The sequence below is a fragment of the Anatilimnocola floriformis genome (genome assembly GCF_024256385.1).
In the GTDB taxonomy this organism is placed as follows: Bacteria; Planctomycetota; Planctomycetia; order Pirellulales; family Pirellulaceae; genus Anatilimnocola; species Anatilimnocola floriformis.
The window spans coordinates 3,204,899-3,224,663 of the sequence record NZ_JAMLFW010000001.1 but is presented as its reverse complement, the minus strand read 5'-3'; the positions used below and the strand labels follow the sequence as shown (position 1 = coordinate 3,224,663).

Annotated in this window: 8 protein-coding genes; 3 read left to right on the top strand and 5 right to left on the bottom strand. The window is 57.8% G+C overall.

Annotated elements, in window-relative coordinates:
* Positions 1 to 169 precede the first annotated feature (169 nt).
* The 3 genes from M9Q49_RS12420 to M9Q49_RS12410 all read left to right on the top strand — a co-directional run bounded on the left by M9Q49_RS12420 (position 170) and on the right by M9Q49_RS12410 (position 2,548).
* Positions 170 to 658 carry a hypothetical protein gene (locus M9Q49_RS12420; protein WP_254509062.1) on the top strand — a complete coding sequence of 163 codons (489 nt, stop codon included), beginning with the start codon at positions 170 to 172 and terminating at the stop codon, positions 656 to 658.
* 1,366 nt (positions 659 to 2,024) lie between these two features.
* On the top strand, positions 2,025 to 2,330 hold the full coding sequence (locus tag M9Q49_RS12415; RefSeq protein ID WP_254509061.1) for a hypothetical protein: 306 nt from the start codon (positions 2,025 to 2,027) through the stop codon (positions 2,328 to 2,330).
* Positions 2,312 to 2,548 carry a hypothetical protein gene (locus M9Q49_RS12410; protein WP_254509060.1) on the top strand — a complete coding sequence of 79 codons (237 nt, stop codon included), beginning with the start codon at positions 2,312 to 2,314 and terminating at the stop codon, positions 2,546 to 2,548. The genes M9Q49_RS12415 and M9Q49_RS12410 overlap by 19 nt, the downstream gene beginning before the upstream one ends.
* A 485-nt stretch (positions 2,549 to 3,033) precedes the next feature.
* Here the strand turns inward: M9Q49_RS12410 and M9Q49_RS12405 are convergent, their stop codons facing one another.
* From M9Q49_RS12405 to M9Q49_RS12380, 5 genes are all read right to left on the bottom strand, one after another.
* Complete coding sequence (locus M9Q49_RS12405; protein WP_254509059.1) at positions 3,034 to 4,158, bottom strand: protein phosphatase 1 regulatory subunit 42; 1,125 nt, start codon at positions 4,156 to 4,158, stop codon at positions 3,034 to 3,036.
* Positions 4,139 to 13,228, bottom strand: a complete 9,090-nt coding sequence (locus M9Q49_RS12400; protein WP_315861172.1) for a choice-of-anchor Q domain-containing protein — start codon at positions 13,226 to 13,228, stop codon at positions 4,139 to 4,141. Before M9Q49_RS12400 ends, M9Q49_RS12405 begins: the two co-directional genes overlap by 20 nt.
* A gap of 1,309 nt (positions 13,229 to 14,537) precedes the next feature.
* Positions 14,538 to 17,639, bottom strand: coding sequence for an error-prone DNA polymerase (locus tag M9Q49_RS12390; RefSeq protein WP_254509058.1), 3,102 nt, complete (start codon positions 17,637 to 17,639; stop codon positions 14,538 to 14,540).
* The gene (locus M9Q49_RS12385) at positions 17,639 to 19,042 is read right to left on the bottom strand and encodes a Y-family DNA polymerase (RefSeq protein ID WP_254509057.1); all 1,404 of its coding nucleotides are present in this window, start codon (positions 19,040 to 19,042) and stop codon (positions 17,639 to 17,641) included. The genes M9Q49_RS12390 and M9Q49_RS12385 overlap by 1 nt, the downstream gene beginning before the upstream one ends.
* The gene (locus M9Q49_RS12380) at positions 19,002 to 19,721 is read right to left on the bottom strand and encodes an ImuA family protein (RefSeq protein WP_254509056.1); all 720 of its coding nucleotides are present in this window, start codon (positions 19,719 to 19,721) and stop codon (positions 19,002 to 19,004) included. The genes M9Q49_RS12385 and M9Q49_RS12380 overlap by 41 nt, the downstream gene beginning before the upstream one ends.
* Positions 19,722 to 19,765 lie beyond the last annotated feature (44 nt).

Here is a 19,765-nt window from a genome sequence, read left to right as displayed (position 1 = left end):
TTAGTCGGTCGAAGTCCTGCTACCGTTCAATGACAGAAATTGGATAGACCGATTCGAATTTAGTTTTGCAGCCGCGGAATGCAGAACCTGGCCGGGCTAACGCCGGAGATCGAGTTCGTCAGCCAGTACAACTCAGCCAATCGCCGCGAGCTATTTCAGGCGATTCTCGATGAAGACGAAGACCTCCAGAGCACTTGTGCCTACGGTCGTCGCCGAGCACATGACTCGATGCATGAAGACGCGTGGGGGCGGCGAAACGTCGCTGGCCCAAGATTCTGCCGATGGCTGCACGGACATGGAAATCCCTGAGGGCGTCGGCCTCTGCGAACGGCAGGTCGTGCGGGTTCGCCAAAAGTATGTGAAGTCGGGCGTGCATTCGACGCTGGTGCGCGTCACGCGCGAGGATGCTCGCATTCCCAAGGTAATCGACGACCGCGCCGGAGGCGCAAATCATCACCATCGCCTGTATCGCTCCGCCGGAGGCCGCGATCATTGGACCTTGCAACTGCTGTGCACAGAGCTGAAACGTCTGAAGGTTGTGAAATCGGTCTGCCCGAGACCGTACGCAAGACGCTTAAGAAAACAAATGTCGGCCATGGGCAGCCTCGCCGAAAGGGAACCTTCGTGCCGACGGCAATTTCGTATCAAGTGGTTTTGATGCCGTGGGAATTGGAAGGTCGCTGGAAAATACGGCAAACCCTGTATGCTCCGAGACAAGTCGCGAGGTTAGCGGCGTATCCCCTGCACACGTGGCTTCGGCTCTCTTCTTGTTTGATTGGTTGGCTGTCAGCTCGCAGTCGTTCGTTGATTGAGCAATCCGTCGCCGCGTTCCAAAGTTCCCACTCGGTCACGTTGCCGCCGTGGGCATGGTGCTGGAGCAGCAGGTGGCTGCACAAAATGACTGGACGGTACGTTGGCAAAATGGCTCTCTGCAACCGCCGCGCGCGGCGTGCAGCCGAAGGATCGCATCGAAGTGTGACGGCAGCTCGACGGCATGTGTGTTTGCTTGCCAGATCGCAGTGAGCCGCGGCCAAGACACCCTGCTGTCACCAGGCGAACGGACCCACCGGCTCGATCCAAGGCCTGAAGCCAGCCGCCGATCATCTATGGCGTGGCAAGGCGCGCTAGCCCGTATCGTCGTGAGCTGGGAAAAAACTCTTTCGCCGGTGTGGGTGCGATTTGCTGTGACTTTGATGCCGATGGCCACGAGGGTCGTCAACACTGCTAAAGACGCCCCCGCTCGAGCCATCCTCACATAGTGCTCGAAGTGTGCAGCGACTACTTTTTCGGCACATATACGACTATCTCGCATTTGCCTCGAAATTCTCGCTTTGGCTTCTCTGCGGCGTCACGCTCTGTCTCCATTGGGCTCTCGAATTGCAGCAACTGCTGGACATTGATTATCCCGACGCCGCTTTGGTGTCGCTGGCCTACGACAATCTCAACACGAACGACCTAGCAAGCCTGTACTTCAATCTTCGACGCCGAAACCGCGCGACGACTAGCCCGCCGCGTGCGTCCGATCTACACGCCGAAAAACGGCAGCTGGCTCAACATGGCTGAAATGGAACTGAGCCCTGCTCTAGCGCCAATGTGTCGGCTCACGACGCTTCGCGACGGCCGCGGCGATGGGTCATGAGATCGCCGTCTGGCAAGCAGACCGCAACGCCTCCAGCCGATCAGGCGGGTGGCCTTCCTTTCAATTCAGCGATGGTTGCAACAGCGGCGTCCGGGATTACCTGCTGCGATGATTCGGATGTCGGCGCGCCTGTTAGGCAAAGAACGTATCGGCTGGATCGGCGCCTCCGGGTCCATCGGCATCGACCGAGCGGCGGAACCACCGGTTGGAAGACATCGAAACTGGTTGTAACCGAGCTGAGTTCGTCTTCCTCATCATCGAACTCGGTACCTTCACCAAGCGGTTGCGATGATCCCAGGAGTGGGTGGTAACGTAGCCGGTGGCTATGTTCGCCCGCGTCTTGCGGCTCTAGACACTGATTCAGCTGAGCGGCGCCGACAACGTCGTGGCCGCCAAGCGAATCAACTTCAACTACGACTCGTTGGGGCGATGCACCTATCTTGATCGTTACGCGTCAACCGATCAATCGGAGTTCGTGGCCAGTTCGCGTTACAGCCACGACAATCTCAACCGGCCACTCAAAGAGTTGGCCGAGTTCGCACGGCCGCATTTCAAAGGGCGCGAGGCCGAGGCGCTCGCGAATCTGACGGCGGTGGACGGTTCGGTGTTCGCGGTGTTGCCGAGGATGGCGTGTAGGTGCTCAACCCGTCGAGATACAAATCAATCGACAGAATGGCTGGCCGCGTCGTAGGTGCACTGGTAGCCGGCCAGTGGATCGGTCCCGCGCCGGTCGGCGTGGTGGCATGCACCAGTTTCAAAATCGGTCGCACCAGCGACGAATCAAACACCCGCGCCGACTCGCTGATCGAGCCCAGCGAAACCCGTGGAATGCCCAGCCGCTTTCGCACCTTCTCCCAGTTTGAAGCATTCTGCAAGGATCGTAACGAAGTGAATGAGGGATTGGCGTAAAACAACAACATCATTGATAAGTAATGATCGCAAAAGAACCGCCGCTTTCCCGCACGATCGCGCTCGGCACCCGCCGGGTGAATCTGCTCTAGCAGCCTCCGCAACGGCTTGACCAGCCGCTCCGCAGCCGACTAGTCGTCGGCCGCTCTCGATTTCGGCACCCGCTTTTGTGCCATTCTGACTGCCCTATAATACTGTAAGTATCCATCGCAACTCCCGTGCCGAATATCTTTGGGCATCCTCTGGTACAACGGAAGCGATATCGCGGCAACGTCGGTGGTTCGCTCAAAATCACTCGCGACAATGACGCGTTCCGGCGGGGGGCTCTATCTAAGCGGCACCACCGTTCGATCTCCAATTCTGAGAACTCGGGTAATTCCACGGCAAGTGGCTGCCGATAGCTACTCCGGCCAAGACGATGGTAGCGAGCTGACGCAGCACCTTTGCCGCCTAGAGTAATAGTTGCACGCTGAGTGCACTGGTCTTTATGGTAGTCGATATAGCTCTCGCCCCTTCAAGGTGACGGTAATTCCACATCTAGGCAGTATATGGCTTAGACGCTTCGCACTCGGTTTGTCAAGAGCTTCGATACGCAGCGTCTCTAGCGAGCCGCAGCAGCCAATTGATTGCACCGCCTGATGACACTCGACTGCGCAAATACTTTCCTGCGTAAGGTAGAGTTCTTTTAGAGCATAGCATTTGGATAGAAACTGCAGAATACGGACTGGACTGGCTTTGCAGCTTCCAATGCGAATCCGTTCGAGTTGCGGACATAAGCAGCCCAGGTCGCTAAGACACGAGTCATCAATATCAACTCCCTCGATCTCGAGGTGCTTAAGCGAATGGAGATGGCCTATGCCTCTGCAGGCAACCGACGACCCAGTGCACGCATTTATTCTCACCGAACGCACATTTTTCAGTGACTCGAATGACTTAGCATCACATAAGTCAAGCGCACAAGATTCAATATCGATTTGGCGCAGGCTCGGTAGTTGCGTCAACTCGGAGACCAAGTCGCTCATGTCACCTTGTATGTCGCGTAGATAAATGGCTTGCAATGAGCCAAGCTTGCCGATGCCAACAAGATTGGCGCTTTGCACATCCCCAATCATCAACTCTGTTAATGATTTCCAGCTTATTAAGGCATCCATTGTGCCCTGCGGAAAATCGCATTCAATCGTACCTTGCTTGACACCCTTGGCCCGCGCAAGAAAAGCGAGCTGATGGCTTTGTATTTGAGTGTAGATATCAATGCTATCGATTGAACCGATATCAGGCAAGACTTTGGCATATGACTCGTCAGCTCCCCTTGGAACGACCAAGTAAGAAACAGGCCTGTAGGTCGACTTGCCGAAAAATGACAGTGGCCAAGTGCAGACAAATTCGTCCGAGGCGGCAAAGCCGAAAACTCGAGCCTCGTTTCTGGCCACATGAACCCCCTTGTCCTCAAGCGCTCGAATCGCCAGATCCACTCGCTTGGCGTCGGCAGCAATTCGACCTGCGATTGCGAAGCCGATCGAGCAGATTACCAAAGTACAGGCAAGTTGCCGTAGCGAAAATTGTGGCCATCGCGATTTGCGTTGCGGATGATCACGAGTGTTTTGGATCATAATCCACCTTGTTGATTTTGCCATCCCAAGTGATTGTGAAGCTCTGCTCCTCACGTTCTCCCTCCAGTTCGAGGCTATCACGACGTTGAATCAGGGGCGATTTAGAGGAGGGAAAGTGGCCCGCACTCCAAGTTGTTTTGTCATCGCTCAGTAAATAAGACTCATCTTTCTTCCACGAGTCGAGTTCTGCTTGCAGTTCTCTTGTTAATGCATAAGCTCTAGTGACGCCTGTCATGATAAGCGTTCCGTCCTTACATTTCGCTGCGCTCTCATACACCCAAGTGTCTTTGTCTGGGAACTTGGCTTTGTCTGGGAACTTGGCTTTGCTTTCGGATGTGTCGATAACTCCAACTAACTCACTATATTTGACACTTACGTTTACGCCACGGTGCCCGCATCCTCGCATCTTTACGAGGATTGTCTGCACTAACGCAATCTTGGAAGTTCCATGCTTTTTCAAAAACGCATCGTGGTCTTTGCTTAATTCGAAAGTCCACTGAATGTTGAACTTGAGTGGTGTATCAGTGCTGATATAGTCTTTAACTAGTGTTCTCTTGATCGTCCCATTGGTGTCCGAGTAGAGTTCAGGTGAATTGTCAACATAACGACTCAAGTTCTCATCCTCTGCAGCGAACCCGATGGGATCTTCGCTGATCCATTTTCCCGCCACCGGATCGTACCAGCGGTTGAGATTGTTTTGGAGGCCGGTGGTCTCATCGAAGGGTTTGCTGGTGTAACCGAAGAGGAGATCGATGGCGGAGTTGGATTCGTTAGTCAGGTTGCCGAACGAGTCGTACTCGCGATGGTTCGCGACGGTGGCGACGTCGGTGCCGCTGTTGTAGGTGACCAGGTCACGTTGCGTGCCGAGGTGGTCGCCGACAGGCCAGATGACATCGCCTGCGCTGCCGAGGCTGGTGACGGCTTCGTCGGTGAAGAGCTGGTCGACTTGCTCGCCCCAGAGGTAGCGGTGGGAGAGGTCGGCGGCTGCGTTGCCGTCGAACTGCAACGCGATTTGGCCGTTCTCGTAAGCGAAGAAGGTGTCGACCGCGGCGGTTCCACCGGGGCCATCCGCGTCGAAGCTGCGGCGGATCCATTGATTGAGCGCATCGTAGCTGTTGGTGGTGACCTGCAGGATGTTATTCGAGTTGTCCTTCTCGGTCACTTTCGTCAGGCGGTTGCGGAAGTCCCATTCGTACTCGGTGACATAGCCGTTGCTAATCGCCGTCCGGGTGAGGCGGTTCCCTTCGTCGTCGTAGGTGTAGTTGTAGACTCCGTCGGTGTCGACCTGATTGTTCGGATTGACGTGGTAACCGGACATGATTCGGTTGCCGTTCTCGTCGTACTCGTACGACTCATCCGTCGCCGTGCTGTGGTCGGCGCCCGTGAGTTGGTTCGTGTCGTCGTGGGTATACGTGCTCAAGCCATCGAGATACGAATCGATCGAAAGAATCCGGTTGGCAGCATCGTAGGCGTACTGATAACCGGCGAGAGGATCGGTTCCCCAGCCGGTCGGTGTGGAGGTTGTTTCCGCGTGCACCAGGCGGTTCAGATTGTCGTAGCTGTAATGCGAACTGGCCACGAACTCCGACTGATCGGCCGACGCGTAACGATCGAACCGCGTGTATTGCCCCAGCGAGTTGTAATTGAAGTCGATTCGCTTGGCAGCCACCACGTTGTCAGCACCACTCTGCTGAATTAGCGTCGAGAGCCGTTGCAGGTCGTCGTAGGCATACGTGTTCTGGAAGTCTTCATCCCCATCGAGAATCGCTTGCAAGAGTTCACGCCGACTGGCCGAGTTGTACTGACTGACGAACTCGATCTCTGGCGTCAGTCCGGCCAGGTTCTGCACGTAGCCGGTCACGCGTCCCAGGGTGTCGTACGTGTACTCGTAGGTCGCATCAGGATCGCTGATCTCCTCCAGATCGCCATCATCGTTGAAGGTCGAAGCAATCGTCCGCACCAGGTTACTGTTGGTCAGATTGCCAGCCTGGGACTGCAGCGGCGCGAGGTTGGCACCCGAGTAAGCGCCGGTGAACGTGATCGTCCAAGGTCCGCCGGTCGAACCAGACACCGAAACGGTGCCCGCGCCCGACAACGCCTCGAGCGCTGCATCGACTTCGCCGGTGGTGGCATCCCAATCGAGCGCCGCCGTGCTCGCTCCGCCGAAGCCGAGCGTGAACGTACCGCCGGTTGTATTGCTGAGCGTGACCACCTGAACCTCGTCTACCTTCGCGCCGGTCGTATCGGTGGCTTCCACCTCTGTCCCCGGAGCACCGATTCCATTATAGACCGAGGCAGCGTCAATGCTAATTTGAGAGACGTTGGTTCCGGCCAGGGCGCCGGTAAAGGTGATCTGCCACTCTTGGTGCGTGATGCTGTTGGCGACCTTCATTACCGACACGTCACCGCTGTCGATGTTGCTGAGAGCCACCAGCGCCGCCTGCACCGTGGCTGCATTCGCGCTGTAAGGAATGGCGGAAGTCGTCTGGCCGCCGAACGTCAGCGTGAACGTCCCCGACTGGAAGGGCGTCGAATCCGAGAAGCCCACCCGCTGCACCTCGTTAGTCGTCGAGCCATCGGAGGTCGAGATGCCGACACTGGGACGTGCTCCGCCCCACCATTCTTCCGCTGTCTGCCGGTTGAGATGGTCGTACTCGTAGATCATGACTCGTTCGTTGCGGTCCGTACGCTGCCGCAGATTTCCAGCCGCGTCGTACACGAAGGAGCGGCTGTCGCCGAGTTGGTTCTTCTCTTCGACCACACGGTTCAGTTTGTCGTAATCCCACTCCGTAATATTGTTCACCGGATCGGTCAGGAACTTCAGGTTCCCGGCGCTGTCGTACTGGTAGGTCGTCGCTCCCTGCAACGCATCCTGGCTGGAAGTGCGCCGATTCAGCGCGTCGTACTCGTAGTTCGTGGCATGCAAGAGCGGATCGAGGACTTGCACCAAGTTCCCCGTCAGCGAGTATTGATACTGGGTCACCGGAGCAGTTTGACCACCACCAGCATCCGGATCAGGTTGCGTAACGGCGAGCGTCCGACCGAGATTGTCGTATTCATAGGTTGTGGTATTGCCGAGAGCATCGGTAGCGTTGAGCAACTGGCCTGCTGCATCATATTCCCATTCGCTGACCGGCGCCGGTAAACCACCCACCCCATCCGGATCGGGTTGCGTGACCTTGATCAAGTTGTCGAGATCGTCGTAGTCATACGTCGTGATGTTGCCCAGCGCGTCCTTGTCCGTCTCTTTCCGGCTCGCCACATCGTAGGTCGCTTCCAACTGCGGCCGAGCCAAGCCACCAGCGCCATCCGGATCAGGAAGTTTCGTGACCGTCAACCGACCCAGGTCATCGTAGACGTACTCAGTTACCCGGCTTCCCGGTGCTGTCATCTTCGTCAACTGACCCGCAGCATCGAACTCGTATGCCGTCACGAGCGCAGTCAAGCCGCCAGCGCCATCCGGATCAGCCGTAGTGATCTTCACCTGACGATCGCGGTTGTCGTATTCGTAGCTGGTGACGTTGCCCAGCGGATCGGTGACCGCCAGCAGGTGCCCGGCCAGGTCATACGCATACTCGGTCACCGGCGCCGTGAGCGAACCACCACCATCGGGATCGGGCTGCGTGACTCTCACCAACCGGCCAAGCAGATCGTATTCACGTGTCGTCACACCGCCATTGGCGTCGGTCTCGCTGATCAGATTCCCCGCCACATCGAACACTTGGTACATGATCGGTGAGGTCTGCAGCCCCACACCATCGGGATCAGGCAGCGTGATCTTGAGATTCTGCCCGAAGTTCGTGTATTCGTACGTTGTGACATTACCCAGGGCATCGGTCATGGAGATCGCGCGCCCCAACGCATCGTAGCCGGTCTGCGCTGTGGGATTCACCAGCTCAGCGGTTACGCCGGCCGAATCGGTGCTGACGGAGGGAGTCGCGCCGAACGTTCCGGTGATGTCCGACACGGTCATCTGCGCCACATTCGTGCCAGCCAGATTGCCGCGGAACGTGACGGTCGCTGCCGTGCTGGTATGGGTCACTTTGGTATTGCCAGCGCCCCACAGGCTGTCGAGTGCTGCCTGCAGACCACTCAGATCGGTCAGGTCCACGACGGCGGAATTGCTGTTGCCGTTGAGCTTGAAGGTGCCAACCGTACCACTGTCGAAGTCGATAACCTGAATTTCATTGACGGCTGTCGTTGGATCTGCCACCTCGGGCATCGTGACTTTGGTCTGGCGGCCCAGCTTGTCATAGGTGTAGGTCGTCTCACGACCTAACGGATCGATCGTCGAGGTAACCCGCCCGCGGTCATCGTAGTTGGTGGTCGTGGTGGTCAGTTCGCTATCACCGTCGTGATCGGGACGTTCCACTTTGGTGACGCGGCTCCGCTTGTCGTACGTGTAGATCGTCTCCCGATCAAGCGGATCGATTTCTTTGGTGCGGCGATTGCGCGCGTCGTATTCATACTTCCATTCGGGGCGAGCCAGTGGGTCACCACCATCCGGATCGGGCAGAGTGGTTTTGGTCAGCCGCCCCAGCAAGTCATAGTCGTAATCCGTCCGCCGCGATAATTCGTCGAGTTCATAATCGACGGTCCCATCCGCGTTGTAGTACGTGTAGGCCGTCGCTTCGTCGGCCGTACCCTCGGCATAGGTAACCGAGGTAACATCGCCCCGAGCGTTGTAGGTATAGGCCGTCACGCGCCCTAGCGGATCAGTCATAGTCTCGACCAACCCCGCCGGTGGATCGGCTGGATCGCTGGGCGCTGCAGTATACGTGTAACCCGTGACGATGTCGTCCGTTTCGAGATTGACGAGATCGTCGACTTCGCCAATCACTTGGCGCACTTCGGCATTGAAACCTGTGAGCGGATCAATCGTATAGAGCGTCGTCAGCCCCCGCTCATTGACATAGGATGTGGCGACATTCCAGGTTGCATCGTATTGCCAGGTCCGCACGCCCGAGTTGGGCAACGTCATCTTCAGAAGATTCCCCTGTGTATCGTACTGATAGCGGGTGATCATCGTTTCGGGACCAGCGCCATCTGGATCCGGATCTGTTTGCTTCGTGATCCGCCCGTTAGTATCCCGCTCGTAGAGCGTCACGTTTCCTTCAGCATCCGTCATCTGCACTGGCAGACCCAGCGCGCCCAACACGTAAGTCGTGAGTTCGCCATTTTCATCCTCGGAAGTAGCCACGACGTCACTGGCCGGCTTGAGGCTCTCGGGATTTAGGGATGTTCCGTACCCGGCGCGTGGCAGCGTGGACGTCAGTGAATTTACAAATGTTTCTGTGGAACCATCTTGATTTTCGCGTGCGGTCAAGGCGCCGGCGGAATCATAGGTAAACGTCATCGTGTCGCTGCCATCGGCGACCGTTTTCAAGTAGCCATCTTCGTATGTGAAGCTAGTCACTAAGGCGCTGAGTGGGCCGCCACCGTCGGGATCAGGATAGGTGATCGTTTTCAGCTGATCATCTTCGTAGCCAAACGCGACACTGCGGCCGTCGAAGTCCGTGAGGCCAGCTAGTCGTTGATCGACATAGTCGTAGGTGAGCGTGCGGCCATCGTATTCTTCGACCTCCAACAGGTCATCTGCTTTCGAGTCGCCATCCGCATTGGTGTAAACGAAGGTCGTTTTTCGTCCCTGCGTATCAGTCTTTTCCGTTACCAGGCCCAATGAGTTAAACAGCAACTCATTTCCCCGGCGATCTGAGATCGTGAAGGTGCCATCGGAATTGTCAACCAACTCCGAGAAATCCTGATCACCCTGGGGACGCTTGAAGTTAGCTCCGTCTTTCTTAAACCACAGGAGGCGATCGCCCATATGCTGCCACAGCGCACCTTCAGGGGTGATGGTCAGTCGGTCGATGGCGGCAATCGACCAACCAGCACTGAGCAACGCATTCGAAGGACCCGAGACCAAGGAATTTCCAGTCACGTCGTAGGACACCGTGTGGCCGCCGGCGTAATTTTCGGTGATCGGGATGCTCCACTCGGCCAGCCCAGTATCGAGCGCTGTGATGTCGAGCAAATCGCTGACGCGAAATCCCTGGCCTGGTGAGATACCGGCAGTGGAATACACCTGCCCATTCACTTCCACCGTGTCTGGAACTAACGCACCTTCCAAGAAAGACATGTCCAAAGACATGACCGCCGGGCGGAACTCATTCGTCGAATAACGCGGCATGTACATCGCGGCCATCGCCGATGGACTTGGTGGCGTCACCACGTTGTTGCCAGTTTGCAGATTTTCACTGCTCTGTGAGCCGTCCGGCGTTGCCAGGCAGGCACAGACCGGGTTCGATATCTCGACGGTGACCGTTGTCTTCGTGCCGGTTTGACCGCCCGCCGCGTACATCGTCACATCGTCCAGGAACGTGCCCAGCGTGTTGTTGTTCTCAGGACGCGGATCACCTGGTGGATCACCTGGTGACACCGGTTCTGCAGGCAATGCGCTCACATCTTCGAATATGATTTCTGTGGAATTGCTCTTTGCCTCAAACGACATCGTGTAGCTGGACCAGTCAGTGGAGGCAGGAGTAAATCGCTCGCTCGTTGTGGAGCCGCTAATGATTTGCACGCGGAGCTCGTTGTCCGCCAGCGAAGTGCCGGGACGGGCAGCGAGATGAAAGGTGAGGAGGTAGGTTTGGCCCACAATCGTCGAAATAGATTGACTAATCTCCGATGAACCATTTTCTCCGTCTGCGCTGCCGCCACCTCCTCCAGGCCCATCTTCATCGGCATCCAACTCAACGTAGTTACTGCCATCCTTCGCAGAAGTTAGCAAGACTGTTCCTGTTTGCTGCACTTCAATGCTGGGACCCGCTACTTTGCGCCACCCGGGTAGAGCATCGAAGATATTCCAGGTGTAACCACGGAATCCCAAGCTGCCAACTTCCTCGAAGCTCCCGTTGACGACCAGATTCACGCCGTTCACCTGCGTCACGTGCACCGTGGTGAACGTGAAGGTATAGCTGCTGGTGCCACCAACCGAGATTCCGATCGTGGGAGTCACATCGCCCGGCACTTGAAACCCATGATCGATTGCGACCGGATCGCCGCCCTCACCGGGTACCAAGGTCGGGTCATCCGGATTCAGCGGATCGACCGAGTCACCCCAGTCGATCACGTAATCGATGAACGGGATGTCCGAGCTCAAAGTGAGGTTATACGAATGCCCTTGGGTCGCTGTGGCCGCTCCCGACACTTGGAACGCAGCCGGAATCGCTACTGCGAAGTACGACGTATCCACGTCTAAGCCATTGCTGGTCTCGATCTCGAACACGTAGTTGGTCGTTCCCAGGAACGTGAAGACGTTGGGATCGATGACCGTAATCACACCCGTGGAACTGATCGCCAGGCCACCCGCCACAGCTTCCGAAACGAACTGGAACGAATGGGTATCGCCATCATCGTCCAAGACGGGGACGGTCCCCAACACTTGGCCCAGTTCCAACGGTGCCTGCACGATATACAACAGATCCTGTGCATCCAGGTCATCATCAATGCCCGACACCGTGATCGTCACGGTTGCTGTGTCGGTCTCCAGCAGCGAATTGCGCAGCGTGTAAGTAAAGGAGTCGTTCGCCGACTGTGAGCCGTTCAGCGCCTGCAGCGTCTGCGAAGTCTGCGGATAGTAATCGAAGGTTCCATTCGATCGAACGACAACCTTCGCTCCCAACGCACTGGTCAACACGGCCGGAACTGGGGTTCTGCTTTGGCCGAGGTCAGTGATGTCGTTGGCATTCAACTCAAAGCCGGTCGAAGAGCTGAAAGGATCGGCGTCCTCATTCGTTGAATAGCTGTCGTTGACTGCCTCCGGCGGATCGACGAGCACGGTATCGGTACCGCTGTCGTAATCGGGAAACGCATCGACCGCAGCACCGCCTCGTAGTGTGTCGTTGCCCGTGCCACCAGTCAGCGAGTCTTCGCCGTCGCCTCCCGACAGGCTGTCGTTGCCAGCTCCGCCTTCTAACGTGTCATTGCCCCCGCCACCCGTCAGCGTGTCATCGCCGTCTCCGCCGTAGAGTAAGTCGTTGGCAGCACCACCCGTGATCGTGTCGTTCCCGGTTCCACCGTAGACGCGAATGACCGCGGCCACGTCGTTATCGGTCGCGATTGTGTCATTACCGCCGTGCGTCTCGATGCGGAACTCCACACTCGACGTCAACCCCGTGATACCCGTCGTGTCGAAGTTGGTTTCGACGTGCGTATTACTCCCGCTCTTCGTGATCGTCACGGTGTCGGCAGCGGTATCGCTGCCATGAACGTGAATGTAAGTCGTCCCCGACGCGCTCGTCTGGAAGATGCCACCTTCGAAGAGCAGCTTATTGTTGGCAGTGGTGGTGTCTCCCGTCACGGCTGTATCGTCGAGCACGACGAGCAAGCGGTAGTCTGACAGGCTATTCACTCCGGTCGGAGTGACCGTTGCTGTTTGGGTGGCTCCCAGCGTCACGTTGCCCGGCGTGGTCGTTGAAGCAAGCAGTGTACCCGGAGTCGTGCCATCTGAAGTCGTATAGATCTTGAGGGGAATTGCGACCGGTGTTTGGCTCACGGTCACAACGTAATCAACCTTCCAGTTGGAGCCATCTGCGTAGAAGCCCGTCACCTCGACTTCGGGCGGAGGCGGTACGATGTACTCGTACGCGCCGATGTCGTACTGCGCTGTGCCGCTGGAATCGCCATCCTGCGGACGCGATTCGTTACGCTGATCGACGCCCGGCGCACCCGAGGAGGTGCCCGCGTCAATGGCCGGACTGTTGCTGGCCAGTGCGTGCGTCCAAGTCGGACCGCCATTGTTGGCCAGCGAACCCAATTGCGGATTCACCCCCAACTGATTGCCGGTCGTCGTTCCCGTGATGAACGAACTGATCGAAGAGAGGCTGAAGAGGTTGTAGCCACCGCTGTTGATGGTGTGGCCGCCCGAGCCTCCCAGGTCCGCGGAGGTGCCGCTGCCCGCGGTACTCCCCGCCATGATCGTGTTCTTCATCGCCACCGATGAGAAGCCGCCCACATAGAAGGCGCCACCCGCGCCCGACGCGCTATTGTTGGCGAACGTGCTGTTCACAGACGAAGACGTCGTGTTGCCGCTGCTGAGATAAACGCCGCCTCCCGTGGCGGCAGAGTTTCCGGAGATCGTGGAGTTCGAGAAGGAGATCGCAGAAGTCGTGTTCCAAAGACCGCCACCATTGCGATAGGCGCTGTTGCCCGAAAGTGTCGAGCGGACCAGACTGAGCGGCTGATACGTGAAGATGCCACCACCTTCACCGAGATTAACGTTTGTGGAAGGAGCTGTGTTTCCGGAGATGGTGGACTCGGTTAGAGTAATCGCCGCGCTACCACCAGTCCGATACCCAACTACCTGCTCGTCGAGTAACCATGGCGTTCACTCCCTTGGCTGCATCACAACACAGCCTGATCCCTCAAATCGCCCCCGTGCATCTTCGATGCGGCGTAGGTTCTACCGACCATCGAGTGTAAATGTCAACTATTTGGGAGAGGCTATTTCTCAAAAGCTTGCGAGCAACCTTAAGCACTCCGTGAAGGCTGACAACCTATGTCACATCAGTGCGTCAACGTGTCGCGGCAGCCGAATCCACTTGCCGACACACGGCTCTCTCGCTGAATGAAGCGGCTCATTAAGACTAGAATCAGTGAACTTAAATCTGTTTGCGATTCGAGCGAGAGTTCACGACCAAGTGGGGGCAGAAGTTCGTTAATCGCGCGATAGCCGGGGAACTGACGATGGGCAGTTGGCCGCTCCCCATCGAAATCTACGGCGGACCTACGGGCAGAGAATTCCTAAAACGAAAAGAAAACACCCCGCCGGAATCGTGTTACGGCGGGGACCATTTGTTTGTTTGCAACGAGAAGAATGGCTTGTTAGGAAATGTCAGTCGGCGTGACAGGATTTGAACCTGCAAGTTCCGGATCTTGAGCCACACGAACTGTAGCAAAGTGTAGTTAATTGCAAGCAATCGATCGAAATTGGCAGCGATACAACGGAATTTGCGATCGCTAGCCGATTCTATCGCAATTTGCGTTCGCATCCCAGAATCCTGCTGAAAATCGCAACTGAGTAATTCGAATTGCTACTTGTCATCGGCCATGATGAAGACGATGTTGGGGCGCCGGGAAGTTGGCTCGCCATGGGCCGTGCCGAGGAAAAGGCAGAGGATACAAGCGGACAGGATTCGTGTGGCGAGAGAAGATAAGTTTCGTTGCAGCAGCATGGATCACCAACGTGAATGAATAGACCGGCGAACGACAGCCAGTATCGGCCGAGTGATTTTGGCGGTCAACCTGCTCGGCAGGGGGAGGTTCAGCAGAGAAACCAAGCGCGAAGCCCGTTCTACTCGCGAACTTCCGGGCGAACATTAATGAAAATCGCGCGACTGCGATTTCATTCCGCCCAGCCTGCCGGTCAGGTTCTCCATGTTCGTGACCAGCACATGGATTACCCCTTTTTGGTTCTGCAAACGCCCGGCGGCGATCAGGGCTTTGGCGGTGCGAGCGACTTGATAGTACTGCTCCCAGATGTCGACTCGCACGATGAGATTGGCCACCCCCGTTTCGTCTTCGAGCGTGACAAAGGTGATTCCCTTGGCCGTGCTCGGCCGTTGACGCACCAGCACCAGGCCGGCGACGCGCACGAATTGACCGTCGGGGGTGTGAGCTAATTGGCTGGAGGGCGTGATTTGCAACTCGTCCAAACGCTCGCGAAAAAACGACAGCGGATGAGCCCGTAGCGACAGCCCTTTGGTGCGGTAATCGGCCAGCACTTCTTCCAATCCACTCATCATCGGCAACGTGCCGGGGAGCGCGTCGTCATCTTCCATCCCCGCGAGCAGTGGCATCTGCTTTTGGTCCTGCGCCAACGATTGCCACAAGGCTTGTCGGCGACTCATCGTGAGGCTTTGAAAGGCGTCGGCAGTTGCCAGCCGCTGGATGACTGGCTTGCCGAGTGCGGTGCGGTGCGCGAAGTCGACGACCGAGCAGAAGGGCCGCGCTTCCTTGATGCGCGTTCCCTGCGCGTGCGACAAGCCAGAGATCAAGCGGAGCCCCAATCGCACTGCTCCCGACTCGAGCGTGCAGTCCCAATCGCTGTGATTTACATCTTGTGGAAGCACCACCACGCCGTGCTCCTGAGCATTGCGGACCAGTTGAGCCGGAGCGTAAAAACCCATCGGCTGACTGTTGAGCAGTGCGGCGCAAAAGGCCGCAGGATGATGACATTTAATCCAGGACGACGCATAGGCAAGCAGAGCGAACGAGGCCGCGTGCGACTCAGGAAAACCATACTCGCCGAAACCTTTGATCTGATTGAATACGCACTCGGCAAACTCGGCGGTCAGGCCTCTCTCGAGCATGCCGTCGATCAGCTTTTTGCGAAAATCGCTAATCACACCAGGCCGTCGCCAACCGGCCATGGCCCGTCGCAATTGATCGGCTTCGCCAGGCGTGAAGCCCGCAGCAACCACGGCCAGCGTCATCGCTTGCTCTTGAAATAGCGGCACACCTAGGGTGTTCTTCAGCACCTCGCCGATCTCGGCATTGGGATACGTCACCTCCTCTTTAGTCTCGCGGCGGCGCAGATACGGATGCACCATATTTCCCTGGATCGGCCCAGGGCGAACGATGGCGACTTCAATCACCAGGTCATAAAAGCACTTCGGCTTCAACCGCGGCAGCATGCTCATCTGCGCGCGGCTCTCGATTTGAAACACGCCCATCGTGTCGGCCCGCGCGATCATGTCGTAAGTGGGCTGATCCCCTTCAGGGATGTCGGCGAGCGTGAGTTCGCTGCCCGTGTGCTGCTTGATCAACTCGAATGACTTGCGAATTGCGGTCAACATGCCGAGTGAGAGGCAGTCCACCTTGAGAATCGCCAACTCGTCGAGATCGTCCTTGTCCCACTCGATGACCGTGCGATCTGCCATTGCTGCGTTCTCGATCGGCACGAGTTCGCACAGTGGCCCCTGCGTCATCACCATCCCGCCCACATGCTGACCGAGATGCCGTGGAAATCCGATGAGCTGTCCCGCTAGCTCGCGCACTTGCCTGCCGACGAGTGAATCCGCCGCGAGCCCTCCTTGCTGCAGTCGCTCTTCTGTTTTTTCGGCGTGGTAACTATCGAGCAATTGGGCCAGCCGATCGACCGTATCGAGCGACAAGCCGAGCGCTTTGCCCACGTCGCGAACAGCCGACTTCGGCCGATAGGTGATGACTTCTGCCACGATGCCGGCCCGCTCACGACCGTATTTTTCATACAGATACTGCAGCACTTCTTCGCGCCGCTCGTGCTCGAAATCGATGTCGATATCGGGCGCTTCGTTGCGCTCGACGCTGATGAACCGCTCGAACAGCGTGTTCATGCGCGCGGGATCAACTTCAGTCACACCCAGGCAATAGCAGACAGCCGAGTTCGCCGCCGAGCCGCGTCCCTGGCACAGGATGCCACGCGAGCGCGCGAAGCGGACCAGATCCCACACGGTGAGAAAGTAGGCTTCGTATTGAAGCTGGCCGATAATCCGCAGCTCATGTTCGACCTGATCGCGTACTTTGTCGGGAATGCCGGCTGAGTAACGCCGGCCTGCTCCTTCCCAGGTCAACCGAGCCAGATAGCCAGGAAGCGACTCGCCGGCTGGAGCCAGTTCTTCGGGATATTCGTACCGCAATTCACTGAGCGAGAAGTTGCAGCGATCGGCAATCTCGACGGTGCGCTGCAGTGCGTCCGGCACGCGCGCAAAGAGTTCGGCCAACTCCTGCGACGATTTCAAATGCCGCTCGGCGTTGGGCAGCAGCAGGTCGCCCGCCGCAGCGACGGTGCAGCCCGCGCGAGTGGCCGTCAGCACATCAGCCAACGGACGACGACTTGGATCGTGAAAACGCACGCCGCCGGCAGCGACGAGTGGCACGCGGGCCGCTTTCGCGCGGCGAATGGCGTGTTCCAGTTTCTTTTCATCACGGTTCCCCAAATGCAGTTCGGCGAGCAGATGACAGCGCTCGCCAAATGCTTCTCGATATTGGTTGAGGTTCGCATCCGGATTGATCACACCAACCAATAGTCCCTCGGCATGAGCAGCGACATCGTCGAAAGTAAGTTGGCATGCCCCCTTCGGCGCCTTTCGACGGCCCACGGTGATCAGACGCGATAGCCGGCCATAGGCGCGACGATCGGTGGCCAGCAACACTGCAGCACCGGCGTCGGTGGGAGTGATTTCCGCGCCAATCAAAAGTTTAAGTCCGACTTCTTTGGCTGCCGCATGCGCACGAACGACCCCCGCCAGGCTGTTGCGGTCGGTGATGGCCAGCGCCGCGTAACCCAACTCGGCGGCGCGAATCACGAGTTCGTCGGGGTGCGATGCTCCCTCCAAGAACGAATAATTCGTTTTGCAATGGAGCTCTGCATACTGCCGACCGGCGGGCTTGGTTGCCGGGAGCTGAATCGTTCGTTTGTGATCGTGCTGCTCAGGCATCAGTCAAAAATCCCATGCAGGAACCACTTGCCGGCGCTGCGAAACAGCCAGTAGTGACACCCGCGGTCGCTTTCTACGCGGTAGTAATCGCGGCGGATGTATCGGCCTCGCCACCAGCCCGTTTGAATCCGCTCCGGCCCCCAGCTCCGTTGCGTCCGCTGTTGCTCACCTTGAAATCGAAATTGCACCGGTGGTCCCGTGCGTGCCAGGGCTAAAACTTCGATGGGAATAGGCCGAGGTTCGAGCAACAGTGGGCGCTCCGGCAGCGTGCGCTGTTCGGCAGGCAAACGACGCTGCGAACCGCCGGCTAACATCTCATAACGGAAGGCGTATTCCGGCTGCGCATCGGAAGCCAACCGAGCGCGGAGCACAGACTCTCGGCCCAATCGGCCACTCAGCCGATCGATCAATAGGGCGAGCTCTCGCGGTCGGTCTTGGTTGGAGGTGAAGAGCTCGCGCTGCCGATAGACCAGCTTCGCCGAATCGAGCACCGACAAACGAACTAGGCTGACGGGCCCCGGACAAACGGCGTGCTCCAGACGCATGCGCAATAACTCCAACAAGTGCCGAGGGTCGCCGCTGGCTTCGAATAATCCCACCGACAATAGCGCTTCGCCCCGTTCGCCAACCAGCCGGCATTCCAGTCGCAAAGCGCCTTGATGACGAGTAGCCAAAGCAAAGGCAACTTCGTCGACGAGTTGGGCCACGATGGTTTCGAGAATGCTCAGGCTGTCGAGCGGTTCTTCCAAGGAGCGTTCGGCGGCAAGCTCCGGCTCGGCCCGATAAGGTGTGATGAGCTCGCGTTTGGTTCCCAATATTTGCGAGAGTCGATCGAGCAGTTCCTGCCCGAACCGTGCGCGCAAACTTTCGCGCGGCAACATCAACAGCTGTCCCACCAGCTGCAAACCCAGCTCGCGAAACATCTGCAACGTGGGCAACGACAGCCGCAAAGCTGCGACGGGTAAGTTGGCCACGGCTTCTTGATCGCCGGCGGCGGCGATGTTGAGAGCGATATCTTGCAGCGTTAGTCCCCAGGCCGCTCCCAGCGTATCAGCAATGGCAAATCGAGTGATCAGGCCACGACGGGCCAAGGCTCGGCCCATTCGTTCTGCTAGCGCCGATTCTCCACCGAAAAAAGACGGCAGGCCGGTGATATCGAGCAGCAATCGCTCGGGTCGTTCCGCTTCCTCAAGGGCTACGATTGGTGAGAACTGTTCGCACCATTCGGCGAGTTTTTCGAGCGTGACGCGATCGGCGTAGGAGTCATACGGCTCGAGCGTTGCGCCGCTGATCTCGGCCACCAAAACGCCAGGCGCGATGTTGGCCATGTTCGACGCCACCACGCGGCGGCCTTGGCGTTCCTCATACACGACGACGGCGCGGCGTTTGAGTTGAGGACGCATGGCCAGCAGTCGCTGTAGCGGCCAATTCGGAAATCGAATGCACAGAATGCGCGTCATGAATTAAGCCCTTGCTGTTGATTTCCACTTCCATCGACCGACCGCTCGCGCCGCGATAGCGGACCACTTCCACCTGAAACCGCCGGCCAGTTTCGGCAGCCAACGATCGCACCAAGAGTCGCAGTTCAGCCCACGATGGCTTGCCGATCACAGCCGCGCTACGCACGAGCAGGCCCAGGCTCCGGCCACTTTCGGCCGCCAATTGCAATCGCCGAAACGTACGCTCGGTCAGCTTCTCAGGCCACCACAACACCGCGCCGATGGCAGGCGAGCGAAGAGCTTGCAGCGCCGTCCATTCCTGATCGCTATCCGTGGCGGGCCAAGTCACGATGGTCTTCGACAGAATGTTTTCAGCCGCGGGGGGATAAAATCGCCGCCGTGGATCGATCACCACGAGCGACTGGCCGTCCTGGCAGGCTTGCTGGGCTACTGCCAATGCGAGCGAAGTGGCGCCGCAGCCGTCTTCTCCTAGCCATTCCACCAAAGTGCCCCAGCGAATTCCGCCGGCCAAGATCGCATCCAGAGCAGCGCTGCCCGTGGCCAGGCGGTCGACGTGATACGTAGTCTCCCCCGGCAATTGCGCTTGAATGGCTTTCGCGAGATTTACTTGAGCCGACCGCATGTGCTAGCTGCCTTTCGTGCATTACTATACGTGCGTATAGTTAC